Consider the following 15,071-nt stretch of genomic DNA (forward strand, 5'->3'; position numbering starts at 1 on the left):
TGTAAGGGCTCCTGACCGGTCAGCCGAGGCTGCGTGCGGTGTTGATGACGTTGATGCCGTTGAAGCGCGCGGTGGACGAACCGTGCGAGACCGCCGAGACCTGGCCCGGCTGGCCCTTGCCGTCGAAGAACGAACCGCCCAGGCGGTAGTCGCGCTCGTCGGCCACGGCGGCGCAGGCGTTCCAGAACTCCGGCGTGCGGATCTGGTAGGCCACGTCTTCCAGCATGCGGGTGATCTGGCCGTTCTTGATCTCGTAGAACAGCTGGCCACCGAACTGCGCGTTGTAGCGCTGCTGGTCGATCGAGAACGAACCATCACCGATGATGTAGATGCCGTTCTCCACGTCCTTGATCAGGTCCGGCACGCTCAATGGCTTCTTGCCCGGTGCCATCGACACGTTGGCCATGCGCTGGAACTGCACGCTGGACCACGAGTCGGCATAGCAGCAGCCGTCGGACTCGGTCTTGCCGAGGATGTGGGCCTGGTCGCGGATGGTCTGGTAGTCCACCAGCTTGCCGTTGCTGATCAGGTCCCAGCGCTTGCACTTCACGCCTTCATCGTCGTACGCCACTGCGCCGAGGCTGCCCGGCTGGGTCTTGTCGGCGAAGATGTTGACCAGCTCGCTGCCGTACTGGAAATGCTGTTCGCGCTTGTCCAGCGTGGCGAAGCTGGTACCGGCGTAGTTGGCTTCGTAGCCGAGCACGCGATCCAGTTCCAGCGGATGGCCGATCGATTCGTGGATGGTCAGCCAGGTGTGCGACGGGTCGAGCACCAGGTCGTACTTGCCCGGCTTCACCGACGGTGCCTTCAGCTTTTCCTGCGCCTGCCGGGCAGCGGCGATGGCGTCTTCCTTCATGTCGTAGGAAGAACTGTAGTTGACCACGCCATTGGGGCTGACCACCTTGCCGGCGGCGGCGCCATCCAGGTATTCGTAGCCCAGGCCCATCGGCGAGGACAGGCCCGAACGGGTGCGGAACTTGCCGCTGGCCTTGTCGATGGCGGTGACCGTCATCGGCGCCCAGATGCGGTGCACGTCCTGGTCGATGTAGGAACCATCGGTGGAAGCGAAGTACTTCTGCTCGTTGACCAGGAACAGCATCGAATTGACGAAGCTGGCGCCAGCGCCCATTGCGGCGGCGTTGACGTCCAGCAGCAGCCCGACCTTGTCCTTGATCGGCACCTCCATCGCATTCTTGCGGATCGGCGTGCGCCAGCTGACTTCACCCACGCCCGGCGCCTTGGCCAGCTGCACCGGCGCGGTCTGCACGCCGGCATTGGCGTTGGCGATCGCCGCGGCCTGCTGCGCGGCCCGGGCCACATCGGCGGTACCCAGCGCGTTGGTGGCGGCAAAACCCCAGGCACCGTTGACGATCACGCGGATGCCCACGCCGGTGGACTCGGTGTTCACCACGTTCTGCACCTTGTCCTCGCGGGTGATCACGAACTGCCGCAGGTAGCGGCCGATGCGCACGTCGCAGTAGGTGGCACCGGCGCTGCGCGCCGCCTGCAGTGCAGCGTCGGCCAGGCGCTTCTTCAGCGCCGGGTCGAGGCTGGATTGCAGCTGCTCGGCGGCGATCACCTTGCCGAAGAAGGAGGGCACGATCAGCCCGCCCGCGGTAAGCCCGGTCAGGGCCAGGAAGTCACGTCTTTGCAAGGCTGCTCTCCATGTCGAAGGATGGGTGGCTCAAGCGCCGAGACTGCGCGCGGTGTTGATGATGTTGATGCCGTTGAAGCGGGTGGTGGACGAACCGTGCGAGACCGCCGAGACCTGGCCGGGCTGGCCCTTGCCATCGAAGAACGAACCGCCCAGGCGGAAATCCCGCTCGTCGCAGATGGCGGTGCAGGCGTTCCAGAATTCCGGCGTGCGGATCTGGTAGGCCGCGTCCTCGACCATGCCGGCGATCTTTCCGTCCTTGATCTGGTAGTACAGCTGGCCGCCGAACTGCGCGTTGTAGCGCTGCTGGTCGATCGAATACGACCCGCGGCCATGGATGTAGATGCCGTTCTCCACGTCCTTGATCATGTCCTCGACGCTGAGCGGCTGTTTGCCCGGCGCCAGCGAGACATTGGCCATGCGCTGGAACTGCACGCTGGACCAGGAATCGGCATAGCTGCAGCCGTGCGAGGCATCGCGGCCGAGGATGTGGGCTTCATCGCGGGTGGCCTGGTAATCGACCAGGATGCCGTCGCGCACCAGGTCCCAGCGCTGGGTCTTTACGCCCTCGTCGTCGTAGCCGACCGCACCGAGGCTGCCCGGCTGGGTCTTGTCGGCGAAGAAGGTGACGATGTCGCTGCCCCAGCGGAAGCCGGCGTCGCGCTTGTCCAGCGTGGCGAAGCTGGTGCCGGCGTAGTTGGCTTCGTAGCCGAGCACGCGGTCCAGCTCCAGTGGGTGGCCGACGTTCTCGTGAATGGTCAGGAACAGGTTGGACGGGTCCAGCACCAGGTCGTACTTGCCGGGCTTCACCGACGGCGCCTTCAGTTTCTCGCGCGCGTGGCGCGCGGCCGCAATGGCGTCCTCGACCGGGTCGTAGGAATCGCGGTAGGCGGTGATGCCACCGGGCAGCTGCACCTTGCCGCGCGCATCGCCATCAAGGAACTCGTAGCCCATGCCCATCGGCGACGACAGGCCGGCGCGGGTGCGGAACTTGCCGCTGGCCTTGTCGATGGCGGTGGCGGTGAACGGCAACCAGATGCGGTGGATGTCCTGGTCGATGAACGAGCCGTCGCTGGAGGCGAAGTATTTCTGTTCGTTGACCAGGAACAGGGTGGAATTGATGTAGTCGGCGCCCGCATTCAGCGCGGCCGCATTGAGTGCCAGCAGCAGCTCGACCTTGTCCTGGATCGGCACCGCCATCGCGTTCCTGCGGATCGGGGTCTGCCAGCGCACCTCCCCGACCGGCGGCGTCGGCGCCAGCTGCACCGGCCGGGTCTGGATGCTGGCGTTGGCGCGGGCGATCGCGGCGGCCTGCTCCACCGCCGCGCGGACCGCGGCCTCGGTCTGCTGGTGGGTGGCGGCGAAGCCCCAGGCCCCGTTGACGATCACCCGCACGCCCACGCCGGACGATTCGCGGTTGGTCACATTGCCGACCTGGTGCTCGCGGGTGATGACCGACTGGTTGAGGTAGCGGCCGATGCGCACATCGCAGTAGCTGGCCTTGGCCGTGCGTGCGGTCGCCAGCGCAACGTCCGCCAGGCGTCGGCGCTGGAGGGGGTCGACCGGGGCGAGCAGTTGCTCGGCGGCGATGGCACGGGAATGCGGCAGCAGCAGGCCCGCCAGGCCCAGACCGGAAAAAGCCAGGAACTCACGTCGTTGCACAGCGTTTCTCTCTCTCGCTTGCGTGCGGTTGGCAACGGGCCGGACCGATCACGTCAACTCCTCGACTTTCGCCAGCGCGGCGCCACCGGGCAAGTGACTGCAGTCATGGTTGGGGAGGGTTTCGGCAGGGCTGCGCCCTGCACCTGCCCAGAGCCGGAGCAACAGCAACAGCAACAGCAGACTTGCTGAGGGATGGCGGGGCGGTGTGGGTGGGCAGGACACGCCGTAAACCCCCAGACCGGCCCAGCCGCTGGCGGCTGTGCGTTCGGGCGCTTGCGAAGCAGTGCTTCGCAAGCAAAGCGCCCTCACCCCTGGGGGCTCGATGGCGCCATCCATGGCGCCAACGGTCCGGCCCACCCACACCGCCCCGCCTCTGACAGATCCCTGCGGCTGTTGGTAGGTGTCGACCTTGGTCGACACATCTGTCAGATATCGAAATGGAACCGGGGTCAGATCCGTTTTCCTTCGGAAAACGGATCTGACCCCATGACGTCCCAACAGACCGCAGGAAACTGTCGAAGGCGGGGTGGGTCCGGTTGCGGGGGCGTGAGCGCCATGGATGGCGCGACCGAGCCTCCATGGACGGATTCACGGCGTCCCCCGCAACCGGATCCGCCCCGCCATCCCACAGGAAGCCCGCTGTTGCTGTTGCTGTTGCCGTTGCTCCGGCTCTGAGCAGGTGCAGGGCGCAGCCCTGCTCGGAACACCCCCCTCGTGCACAATGGGGCCGACCCCGCCTGGACACCGTCCTGATGTCGAGCAAGCCGTATTCAGCAGCCTGCGAGCGCAACCGCGAACCCATCGCCGCCGCGCTCGACCCGTGGATGGGCGACCGTCATCGGCTGCTGGAAATCGGCAGTGGCACCGGCCAGCACGCGGCGTTCTTCGCCGAGCGTTGGCCCTGGCTGCGCTGGCAGCCCACCGACCATCCGGACCATCTGCCCGGCATCGAGGCCTGGCGCGCGGAAGCGGCGCTGCTGAACCTGCTGCCGCCGGTGGCACTGCAGGTGGAGCTGCCGCCGGCGAACGGCCTGAGCCTGCCGGAAGGCAGCATGTTCGACGCCGCATTCAGCGCCAACACCCTGCACATCATGAGCTGGGCGCATGTGCAGGCACTGTTCGCCGCGCTGCCTGCGGTACTGCGCCACGGCGCGCTGCTGGCGGTGTATGGCCCGTTCAACTACGGCGGTCGCTACACCAGCGACAGCAACGCGCAGTTTGACGCCTGGCTGAAGGCGCGGGATCCGCGCAGCGGCATCCGCGACAGCGAGGCGGTGCAGGCGCTGGCGGCCGACAACGGATTCACCCGGCTGGGGAATGTCGCGATGCCGACCAACAACCGGTTGCTGCTGTGGCGGCTGGGCTGAACCGCCGGTAGTGCCCGCCGCTGGCCGCACCGATTGCCAGGATGGATGCCGGCCAGCGGCCGGCATTACCTGTTCCGCGGCCTTACGCCACCTGCACGATGTGCAGCGCCTTCGGGTTGCGCCACTGAGCCAGCAGAACCGCTTCGCGCGCCTTGGCCTGTTCGAAATGCGCTTCCTTGACGTGGCCGAAGCCGCGGATGTGCTCGGGAATGCTGGCGATCTCCACCGCCAGTGCCAGGCGATCATCGTCCAGGCCATCCAGCAGCACCTGCACGGTGGCCTCGTAGTCGGTGATCAGCGTGCGTTCCATGCGGCGCTCGGCCGTGCGGCCGAACACATCGAAGCGACCGCCCCGCAGGAACTTCAACCTGGCCAGCAGGCCGAAGGCCTTGAACATCCACGGCCCGTATTCCTTCTTCAACAGCCGGCCCTGCTCGTCCTTCTTCGCAAACAGCGGCGGTGCCAGGTGGAAGCGCAGCTGGTAGTCACCCTCGAACTGCTGCTGCAGGCGGCGCTGGAAGTCGCCGCTGGTGTACAGGCGGGCCACCTCGTACTCGTCCTTGTACGCCATCAGCTTGAACAGATAGCGGGCCACGGTCTCGGTCAGCGCCGTGGAGCCGCCGATGCAATCGGCTTCGGCGCGGCGCACGCGCTCGACCAGGCTGCGGTAGCGGTTGGCGTAGGCCGCGTCCTGGTACTCGACCAGGAACGCCGCGCGGCGCTCGATCATTTCATCCAGCGAGCGCGACAGGCGGGCGTCGTCCAGCGGCAGGAACGCCACGTCCCCGCCGTGCGCAGGCAGGCCGCGCAGTTCGCGTTCGTCACCGGTGTTGCGCGGTGCCGCGGTCGCACCCCATTCATTGCCTTCCCACTCGCCCGGCGGCAGCGGATGCAGCGGGCCCGGGGTGGATTCGGTGTCGGTGTGGCGGTTGCGCACCAGGCCGGCGGCCTGCTGCACCGCCTGCGGGTCGACCACGGCCAGGCGGCCCCAGGCAAAGGCCTGCTGGTTCATCGCCACGGCGGCACCGTTGAGTTCGATGGCGCGCATCAGCGATTCGAACGACAGCGGCACCAGGCCCTGCTGCCACGCGTAGCCGAGGATGAACAGGTTGGCGGCGATGGCATCGCCCAGCAGGGCGGTGGCCAGCTGGGTGGCATCCAGCAGCAGCGGCTCCTGGCCGCCCAAGGCCACGCGCACGCCGGCGATGATGTCGGCGGCCGGGAACTGCATGTCCGGGCGCGTGGTGAAGGTACCGGGCATGGCTTCGTAGGTGTTCAGCACGACCTGCGAACGGCCGGCACGCACCTTCGACAATGCCCAGTAGTCGTTCACCACCACCATGTCGCAGCCCAGCACCAGGTCGGCCTCACCGGCGGCGATGCGCACGGCGTGGATGTCGTCCGGGCGGCGTGCAATACGGATATGCGTGGTCACCGCACCGCCCTTCTGCGCCAGGCCGGTCTGGTCGAGCACGGTCGCGCCCTTGCCTTCCAGGTGGCCGGCCATGCCCAGCAGCGCACCGATGGTCACCACGCCGGTACCGCCGACGCCGGTGATCAGGATGTTCCAGGGCTGTTCCAGCGTGCCGCGGATGGTTGGTGCCGGCAGATTGTCCAGCAGGGTGGAGGCATCGCGCTTGCTGCCCTTGCGCGGCTGGCCGCCGTGCACGGTGACGAAGCTCGGGCAGAACCCGTTCACGCAGGAATAGTCCTTGTTGCAGTTGGACTGGTCGATCTCGCGCTTGCGCCCGAACTCGGTTTCCTTCGGCAGCACCGACACGCAGAAGCTCTTCTTGCCACAGTCGCCGCAACCTTCGCAGACCAGCGAGTTGATCATCACCCGCTTCTGCGGATCTTCCAGCTTGCCGCGCTTGCGGCGCCGGCGCTTCTCGGTGGCACAGGTCTGTTCGTAGATCAGGATCGAAACACCCTTCACCTCGCGCAGGCGCTTCTGCACCTCATCCAGTTCGCTGCGGTCGTGGAACTCGACATCGCTGGGGAAGTGCTCGCGCTGGGCGGTCCACTTGCCGATGTTGTCCGACAGCACCACGATGGTGTGGATGCCTTCGGCGCGCATCTGCCTGGCGATGTCCGGCACGCTCAGCGGGCCGTCCACCGGCTGGCCGCCGGTCATCGCCACGGCATCGTTGTAGAGGATCTTGTAAGTGATGTTGACGCCGGCGGCGACCGCCTGCCGGATCGCCAGCGAACCACTGTGGAAGTAGGTGCCGTCGCCGAGGTTCTGGAACACGTGCGGGGTATCGGTGAACGGCGCCTGCCCGGCCCAGGTCACGCCTTCGCCGCCCATGTGGGTGAAGGTATCGGTGCTGCGGTCCATCCAGGTCACCATGTAATGGCAACCGATGCCGGCCAGCGCACGCGAGCCTTCCGGCACGTTGGTGGACGTGTTGTGCGGGCAGCCCGAGCAGTAATGCGGCACGCGCGGGAAGCTGGCGCGCGGCAACGCCAGCTCGGCTTCCTTCTCCTGCATCCACTGCAGGCGCTGCTCGATCGACGCGTTGTTGAAGAACTTCTGGATGCGGCGGCCGATCACGCCGGCGATGGTGGCCGGGGTCAGTTCACCGGTGGACGGCAGGATCCATTCGCCGCTCTCGTCGTACTTGCCGACGATGGACGGGCGCTGGCCCCAGCTGGCCGGCCAGTTGAAGAACTGTTCCTTCATCTGGCGCTCGATGAAGGCGCGCTTCTCCTCCACCACGATGATGTCTTCCAGGCCCTGCGCGAAGCGCGCGATGCCCTGCGGCTCCAGCGGCCAGGTCATGCCGACCTTGTACACGCGGATGCCGATGTCGGCGCACGCGGCTTCGTCCAGGCCCAGGTATTCCAGCGCCTGCAGCACGTCCAGGTAGCTCTTGCCGGTGGTGACGATGCCCAGCCGCGCGCGCGGCGCATCCATCACCACCCTGTCGATGCCGTTGGCGCGGGCGAACGCCTGTGCCGCCTTCACCGCATAGCGGTGCAGGCGCATTTCCTGGTCCAGCGGCGGGTCCGGCCAGCGGATGTTGAGGCCGCCCGAGGGCATTTCGAAGTCTTCCGGCAGCACGATGCGGCGCGCCATCGGGTCGACCTCGACCGAGGCCGACGATTCGACCGTCTCGGCGATGGTCTTGAAGCCGACCCAGCGCCCGGTGTAGCGGCTCATCGCCCAGCCCAGCAGGCCCATGTCCAGGATGTCCTGCACGCCGGCCGGGTTCAGCACCGGCATCATCGCGCTGACGAACTCGTCCTCGCTGCCATGTGGCAGGGTCGAACTACGGCAGGCATGGTCATCGGCGGCCAGCGCCAGCACGCCGCCGTAGCGCGAGGTGCCGGCGGCATTGGCGTGCTTGAACACGTCGCCGCAGCGGTCCACGCCCGGACCCTTGCCGTACCACATCCCAAACACGCCCTGCACGTTGGCGCCGGGGAACAGGTTGGTCTGCTGGGTGCCCCACACCATGGTGGCGCCCAGGTCCTCGTTCAGGCCCGGGGTGAACTTCACCCGGGCGGCTTCCAGGTGCTTGCGCGCCCGCCACAGCTCCAGATCGAAGCCGCCCAGCGGGCTGCCGCGGTAGCCGCTGACGAAGCCGGCACTGTCGATGCCTTCGGCGGCATCGCGCAGGCGCTGCATCAGGGGCAGCCGTACCAGCGCCTGTACGCCACTCAGGTAGATCCGCCCCTCGTTGCGGGTGTACTTGTGGTCGAGCGTGTAGTCACGGTCGATCAGGTCGGCGGAAGAGGGCGAAGTGAGTTGCGCGGTACTGGTCATGGCTGGCCCGGTAGGATCGGCTGGCACCGGCCGCGTGCGGGCACGCGGCGGGAAAGGCGCGAATTGTAGCAGCGAGGCTCCGGCCGCCCCGGCACTCGCGCCCGCAGCCATGCTGCGGTTAGGATCGGGGAGAGAGAGGGAGGCTGCAGTTGCGGTCTGGGGGAGATGGGATGTCAGTTGCAGGAAAGATCCTGGGCAGCATGCTGCTGGTCTCGGGAACGGCCCCGGTGTGGGCCGCGCCGGTCGTGCCGGCACCACAGGAGTTCTACTTCGACAGCGATGCGGCCGCCGCGCCGATGGTCGTGGTCCAGGCCGAAGGTGATGCGCTGGTGGCGCAGCTGCTGAAACAGCGCGAACGTGGCCGGCGTACGGTCGAAGCCACCGTCCAGCTGGCGTCGGTGGCCATCGCCCAGGGCCGCACCGAACTGGGGGAACAGCTGTATCGCGAGGCACTGAAGGACGCGCCGGTGCAGGGCAGCCTGGGCCGCGGCGTGCGCTGGAACTACGGCTGGGACCTGCTGCGCCAGGGCAAGGCCGAGGCCGCCCTGGAGCAATGGCAGGCCGCCGCCGGTGGTTCACTGAGCAAGCCGGCCTGGTTGCCGCCCACCTATGCGCTGGCGTTGTGGCGGGCCGGGCAGAAGCAGGAGGCGGTGCAGTGGTATGCCGCGGCGGTACGCACCGAGCCGGCGCAATGGAGCGACAGCAGCCGCTATGCGCAGTTGCTGCCGCTGTGGCGTGACGACGAGCGCGCCTCGCTGGCGGAAGTGCAGCAGGCGTGGGCGGCTGCCCCGCCGGCCTGGCCCTGAGGGTAGGGGGCGGCCGGGTTGCACCCGGCACCCGCAGAGGCAAGGGCTGGAGCCAAAGCCAAAGCCAAAGCGGGTTTCCTGAGGGATGGGGCGGGGCACTGTGGGTTTGCGGGGCCGCCGTAAACCCATCCATGGGGGCTTGGTCGCCGCATCCATGCGGCTCACTGATCTGGCCCCCCGCAAACCCACAGTACCCCGCCTCCGACAGGTTCCGGCGGCTGTTGGTAGGTGTCGACCTTGGTCGGCACGGTCGATCCACGCCATGTGTGGATGCGATCTGCCCGGGATAGAAATCGAACTGGGGTCAGATCCGTTTTCCAGAGGAAAACGGATCTGAGCCCATGCGCTCAAGAGCGGCCAGCCAAGCGCTTTTGCTTTTGCGCGTCCACTTCAATCGTCCGCGGAAACCGTCCGCCCCGACGCCCATGCCCGCAACGCCTCGACCTGCTCGGCCATCAGCACCGACAGCGGTCGGGTCGCGCGGATCTCGTTCATCAGCAGCTCGGTGTCCAGCGGCCGGCCTTCCGCATGCGCTGCATACAGCCCGGCCACGATCGCCTGCTCGATCTCTGCGCCGGAGAAGCCATTCGCCGCCGCCGCCAGCGCCGGCAGCGCGAAGTCGTCGCCATTGAGCTGGCGCCGGCCCAGGTGCAGCCGCAGCAGCTCCACACGCACCTCAGGCGTGGGCAGGTCGACGAAGAAGATCTCGTCGAAACGGCCCTTGCGCAGCAGCTCGGCCGGCAGCTCGTGCACCTGGTTGGCAGTGGCGACGATGAACACCGGCGCCTTGCGCTCGGCCATCCAGGTCAGCAGGTAACCGAGCACGCGGCGCGACACGCCGCCGTCCTCGCCACCGCTGGCCAGGCCCTTCTCGATCTCGTCCATCCACAACACGCAGGGCGCCAGCTGCTCGGCCGAGGCCAAGGCCTGGCGCAGGTTGGCCTCGGTCTCGCCGTGGTACTTGTTATAGAGCGCGCCCACGTCCAGGCGCAGCAGCGGGACGCCGAAGCCGGCGGCCGTGGCCTTGGCCAGCATCGATTTGCCGCAGCCCTGCACGCCCAGCAGCAGCATGCCGCGCGGCGGGTCCAGGCCGGCCGGTGCCGAACCGGCGATGAAGGCCACCCGGCGCTGGTTGATCCAGCGCTTGAGCCGGTTGGCGCCGGCCACGTCACCGAAGCGCGCGCTGTCATGCTCGAAGAACAGGTGGCCGCTGCGGTTGAGCAGCTCGAACTTCAGCCGCGCCAGCTGCGGCAGGTCGTCATCGCGCAGCGCACCGTCGGCGTAGATCAACTGGCGTGCGATGCGGCGGGCATCGACCAGGCTCAGGCCCTGCAGGTTCTTCAGGATCTTCTTCACTGCCTCGCTGTCGACCTCGACGCGGCGGCCGCCGTGCTCGCGGGCGTAGGCGTCGGCCTCTTCGCGCAGCATCTTCAGCAGCGCGTTGGCATCGGGCAGTCGCGGGTTGAAGCGCACCGCCAGCGCTTCCAGCTCGGCCGGCAGTTCGACCTTGGCGCCGATCAGCACCAGCACATGCGGTTCGCTGTGGCGGCGCTGGATCAGGTCGCGCAGGGCGCGCTGGTGGCTGGCATAGCCCAGGTAGGGGTGAAAATCGAGCAGCAGGTAGACGCCACGCTGGTCGGCCTGGCGGATCATCTGCAACGCAGCGCTGGCATCGGGGGGGCCGACCGCCGCGTCTTCGCGGTCCAGGTCGATGCGGCGCAGGCCCTCGGTGATGGACCAGCGGTGCAGGGCCCGCCACACGTGCATCAGCGTCTGCCGGAACAGCTCGACGATGCGACCCTCGTCCTGGGTCTCGATCACGATCAGGGGGGTGTTGGCGCGGATCAGTGCGCTCAGGTCCTGCAGTTCGCTCATGGCGGTTCGATCCTTCGGGGGCGCCACGATAGCAAAGGCGATGGCCACCGGTTCAGCACGGTGCTACCTCCCGTCACCACCGCCGGTGTACGCTCGGGGCACGTACCCGGAAGCGAGGCTGGCATGAAGACGATCCTGGTGGCCGGTTCCAAGGGCGGGGTGGGCAAGACCACCGTCGCCACCCACCTGGCCGCGTACGCGGCATTGCAGGGCAAGGCCACGGTGATCGCCGATGCCGACCCGCAGGGCTCCAGCACCCGCTGGGCGCAACGGCGTGCCGGGCTGGAGAGCGCGGTGCTTCCCATCGACGTGTATCGGAAGAAGCAGTGGGCGCAGAAGCTGCCCGACGGTACCGATACCGTCATCATTGATGCGCCGGCCGGTGCGCTCGCCGACGATATCCCCCATTTCCTGGACGCGGCCGATGCCGTGGTGGTGCCGGTGCTGCCCTCGGCGCTGGATATCGAAGCCATCGTCGGCTTCCTCAACAGCCTGGCCCAGAACCCGCGCGTGCACAGCCGCAAGCTGCCGGTGGGGCTGGTGCTCAACCGTACCAAACCCTGGACCCAGACCTCGCAGCAGGCGCTGCAGATGCTGGCCGAGTGGCCGTACCCGGTGGTCGCGCAGCTGCGTGACAGCCAGAGCTACGTGGTCATGACCGGCCTGGGCCGCAGCCTGTTCGACTACCGCTCGGCCCAGGTGCGCGAGCACCAGGCCGACTGGGAGCCGCTGCTGTCCTGGCTGAAGCTGTAAGGCTGCACGTCTCCATCCTCTTTTTCATGGAAACCCGCGATGCGTGAATTGATCCTGCTGCGCCATGCCCATGCCGAACCGGCCACCCCCGGCCAGGCCGACCTCGATCGGCCGTTGTCGCCGGTCGGTCTGGCCGAAGCCGAGGCCGCCGGCAAGTGGCTGAAGGACAACAACCTGCTGCCCGACTGCGTGCTGTGCTCGCCGGCGCGGCGCACGCGCGAGACCCTGGAGGCGGTGCTGGCCGCCATCGGGTATGTGGAAAAGCGCCTGGAAGACCGGATCTACGAGGCCACCCCGGGCACCCTGGCGGCACTGGTGGATGAGCGCCGCGACCTCGATCGGGTGCTGATCGTCGGCCACAACCCGGGCCTGGAGCGCCTGGTGGCGCTGATGACCGAGGGCACCAGCAGCGACTACCGTGGCATGCCGCCGGCCGGCATCGCCGTGCTGGGCTTCCCGCGCGAGGCCACGATCGAACCGGGCGTGGCCAGCCTGAACGCGTTCTGGTGGCCGTGATCCGATGAGCCGGGTGCGGCGCGGCCGCTTCCTGCTGCCCGCGTTGCTGGCGCTCGGCCCGGCCTGGGCTGCGGCGCCCCCGCCGACCCCGTTGCCGGCGGTGTCGGCCGAAGCACCCCGGCCATTGCGGCTGGATACCCAGCGCTCGCGGATCGGTTTCGAAGTGCGGACCCGCTTCGGCCAGCGCATCGAAGGCGTGTTCCCGCATTTCGAGGGGCGCATCGAGATCCTGTCCGACGGCCGCCACCAGGTGCACCTGAAGATGTTCACCCGCTCGGTGGAGATCCCCGGCAAGGCGCGCTATACCGGCTGGATGCGCGGCGAGGAGTTCTTCGATGCCGGGCGCCATCCGGTGGTCGAGTTCGACTCGCTGCCCTACTGGCCGGAGACCGTGGAGCAGGGCGGCGACATCCAGGGCCGGCTGACCCTGCGCGGCATCAGCCATCCCGAGTCGCTGCGGGTCGAGAAAGCGGAGTGCGCCCGACCCGGCTATGATTGCGATGTCGTCAGCCGCGGTACCGTGCAGCGAGGCCGGTATGGAATGGACAGCTGGCAGCTTGCCTTGAGTGACCGAGTGACCTTCGTATTGCGTGCGCGCCTGAGCGAGGCGCCGAAACCGTGAACCTCCTGCTGCGTGTACTGGCGCTGGCAACCGTGTTGCTGGGCAGCGGTTGTGCATCGCTCTCGCATGCCGAACGCGATCGCGCCGAGGCGATCGCCGTGCAGGCGCGCTCCAGCCAGGTGGACTGCCAGCGCGCCGACCGCTGCGCGCAGGACTCGCCGCTGCGCGCGTTGGCCGGCCGGGCGTTCACCGAATCCACCCCGCAGCAGCCGCGCCACTACGCCACGCTGCTCGACGAGGGCGAGGGTGCCCTCGTCGCGCGCCTGAACCTGCTGCGCAGCGCCACCCGCAGCATCGACCTGCAGACCTACATCTTCGACAAGGACGACAGCGCCCGGCTGGTCATCGACGAGCTGCTGGCCGCATCGCGGCGCGGGGTGAAGGTGCGGGTGCTGATCGACCAGCTCTCGGCGATCTCCGACCTGCAGATCCTCGGCGCGCTGTCCGGCGCCCACCAGAACTTCCAGCTGCGGGTCTACAACCCGACCTTCGGCAAGGCCCGGCTGAACTACTTCGACTATGCCGGCAGCGTGCTGTGCTGCTTCCGCCGCTTCAACCAGCGCATGCACAACAAGCTGCTGGTGATCGACGATGCGATCGGCGTGGTCGGAGGCCGCAACTACCAGGATGACTATTACGACTGGGACCGCGAGTACAACTTCCGCGACCGCGACGTGCTGATTGCCGGCCCCGAAGCGCGTGCGATGGCAGCCAACTTCGATGCCTTCTGGCGTGCCCAGCGCAGCGTGCCGGCCGAGCGCCTGAACGATGTCGGCCGGACCCTGCTGCGCGAAGGCGTGCCGGCCCTGCCACCGGCCAGCTTCCGCCGCCCCGAGCGGGTGCAGCGGGTCAGTGCCGAGGCCAACGACATGGACTTCGTCACCCGCGCGTTCGTCGATACCGCGCTGCCGGTGGCGTCGGTGCGCTATGTCGCCGACCTGCCACGCAAGCACCGGCGCCAGAAGGCCGATGCGCCACTGGCCGGCCAGCACGTGACCGAGCCGCAGCTGGATGCGCTGATTGCTGGCGCGCAGAAGGAAGTGATCCTGCAGACCCCGTACCTGGTGCTGTCCAAGCCGGCGCAGGCGCTGTTCCGCGAGCTGCGCAAGCGACCGCAGCCGCCGCGGGTGGTGGTGTCCAGCAACAGCCTGGCGGCCACCGACAATCCGATCGTGTATGCGCTGTCGTACAAGTACAAGCGGCGCAACATGCGCGAACTGGGCTTCAACATCTTCGAGTACAAGCCGTTCCCGCTGGATGCCCCGGTCGACTACCGCAACCTGCTGCCTGATCCGATCGCCGCACCCGGGGGCGACGACGACGGTGGACGCAACCCGCTGATCGGCGGCAGCGCCGCCGGCAGCAATGCCGGCGACCGCCGCGACGCGCCCGCGGCGCCTGCCAGGCAGGCGCCGGTGAACCATCCGCGCACCGGCAGCGCGTACCAGAACGCACGCGAACGTCGCCGCGCGGCCGGCAGCGAGGTCGAGACCCGCCTGCTGCGCACCGAGACGCGGCCCTCGTTCCTGGGCAGCAAGGCGGTCAACAAGCCGCTGCCGGTCACCCGCAAGGGCGCGCGCATGGGCCTGCATGCCAAGTCGCTGGTGGTCGATCGCCGCATCGGCGTGGTCGGCACCCACAACTTCGATCCGCGCAGCGAGAACTACAACACCGAAGGCGCGGTCATCATCGATGACCCGGCCTTCGCCGAGCAGCTGGCCGAGAGCATCCTGCGCGACACCCACCCGCAGAATTCGTGGACGGTGGCCCCGCGGGCCAAGCCGCCGGTGCTGTCCGGGCTGAACTACAGCGTCGGCAAGGCCTCCGAAGCGCTGCCGATCCTCGACTTCTGGCCGTGGCGCTATGCCACCGACTACGAGTTCAAGCCCGGCCCGGACTGCCCGCAGCCGCTGCCCCGGCAGGACCCGGACTTCCACCGCTGCTACGTCGCCGTGGGCGACTTCCCCGAGGTCAATGTCGGCCCGAAGTGGCTGCTGGTCCGCATGCTGACCGCATTCGGTGCCGGCCTCGTTCCCATCCTCTGAAG

Annotated in this window: 10 protein-coding genes; 6 read left to right on the plus strand and 4 right to left on the minus strand. The window is 68.1% G+C overall.

All coding sequences use genetic code 11. From position 1 onward, the window contains the following. Positions 1-19: 19 nt before the first annotated feature. Together NSQ78_RS00495 and NSQ78_RS00500 are read right to left on the minus strand one after the other, a co-directional pair. Complete coding sequence (locus NSQ78_RS00495; protein WP_064237381.1) at positions 20-1,654, minus strand: TldD/PmbA family protein; 1,635 nt, start codon at positions 1,652-1,654, stop codon at positions 20-22. Positions 1,655-1,684: 30 nt separating this feature from the next. After that, entirely contained in the window at positions 1,685-3,316 is a 1,632-nt protein-coding gene (locus NSQ78_RS00500; RefSeq protein ID WP_064237382.1) for a TldD/PmbA family protein, read from the minus strand. Between the two features lie 752 nt (positions 3,317-4,068). Between NSQ78_RS00500 and NSQ78_RS00505 the strand changes: the two genes are divergently transcribed. Beyond that, positions 4,069-4,683: a DUF938 domain-containing protein gene (locus NSQ78_RS00505; protein WP_064237383.1), complete on the plus strand. Its 615-nt coding sequence runs from the start codon at positions 4,069-4,071 to the stop codon at positions 4,681-4,683. An 82-nt stretch (positions 4,684-4,765) separates the two neighbouring features. On the opposite strand, the gene NSQ78_RS00510 is transcribed toward NSQ78_RS00505, so the two are convergent. Continuing rightward, positions 4,766-8,452 carry an indolepyruvate ferredoxin oxidoreductase family protein gene (locus NSQ78_RS00510; protein ID WP_064237384.1) on the minus strand — a complete coding sequence of 1,229 codons (3,687 nt, stop codon included), beginning with the start codon at positions 8,450-8,452 and terminating at the stop codon, positions 4,766-4,768. A 170-nt stretch (positions 8,453-8,622) separates the two neighbouring features. Here NSQ78_RS00510 and NSQ78_RS00515 point away from each other — a divergent pair, with 170 nt between their 5' ends. Further along, entirely contained in the window at positions 8,623-9,258 is a 636-nt protein-coding gene (locus NSQ78_RS00515; protein WP_049466260.1) for a hypothetical protein, read from the plus strand. A gap of 390 nt (positions 9,259-9,648) precedes the next feature. On the opposite strand, the gene NSQ78_RS00520 is transcribed toward NSQ78_RS00515, so the two are convergent. After that, positions 9,649-11,133, minus strand: coding sequence for an AAA family ATPase (locus tag NSQ78_RS00520; protein WP_049466262.1), 1,485 nt, complete (start codon positions 11,131-11,133; stop codon positions 9,649-9,651). Positions 11,134-11,256: 123 nt separating this feature from the next. Here NSQ78_RS00520 and NSQ78_RS00525 point away from each other — a divergent pair, with 123 nt between their 5' ends. The 4 genes from NSQ78_RS00525 to NSQ78_RS00540 are packed head-to-tail and all read left to right on the plus strand — an operon-like array spanning position 11,257 to position 15,069. Beyond that, a complete protein-coding gene (locus tag NSQ78_RS00525) occupies positions 11,257-11,886 on the plus strand; it encodes a ParA family protein (RefSeq protein ID WP_005420986.1) in 630 nt (209 codons plus the stop codon). A gap of 39 nt (positions 11,887-11,925) precedes the next feature. Then, the gene (locus NSQ78_RS00530; RefSeq protein ID WP_049466266.1) at positions 11,926-12,402 is read left to right on the plus strand and encodes a histidine phosphatase family protein; all 477 of its coding nucleotides are present in this window, start codon (positions 11,926-11,928) and stop codon (positions 12,400-12,402) included. A 4-nt stretch (positions 12,403-12,406) separates the two neighbouring features. Continuing rightward, on the plus strand, positions 12,407-13,024 hold the full coding sequence (locus NSQ78_RS00535) for a YceI family protein (RefSeq protein ID WP_049466268.1): 618 nt from the start codon (positions 12,407-12,409) through the stop codon (positions 13,022-13,024). Further along, positions 13,021-15,069, plus strand: coding sequence for a phospholipase D family protein (locus NSQ78_RS00540; protein ID WP_049466270.1), 2,049 nt, complete (start codon positions 13,021-13,023; stop codon positions 15,067-15,069). The genes NSQ78_RS00535 and NSQ78_RS00540 overlap by 4 nt, the downstream gene beginning before the upstream one ends. Positions 15,070-15,071: the final 2 nt, after the last annotated feature.

Origin of the sequence: Stenotrophomonas sp. FSL W7-1447 (genome assembly GCF_037966425.1) — a bacterium.
In the GTDB taxonomy this organism is placed as follows: Bacteria; Pseudomonadota; Gammaproteobacteria; order Xanthomonadales; family Xanthomonadaceae; genus Stenotrophomonas; species Stenotrophomonas pavanii.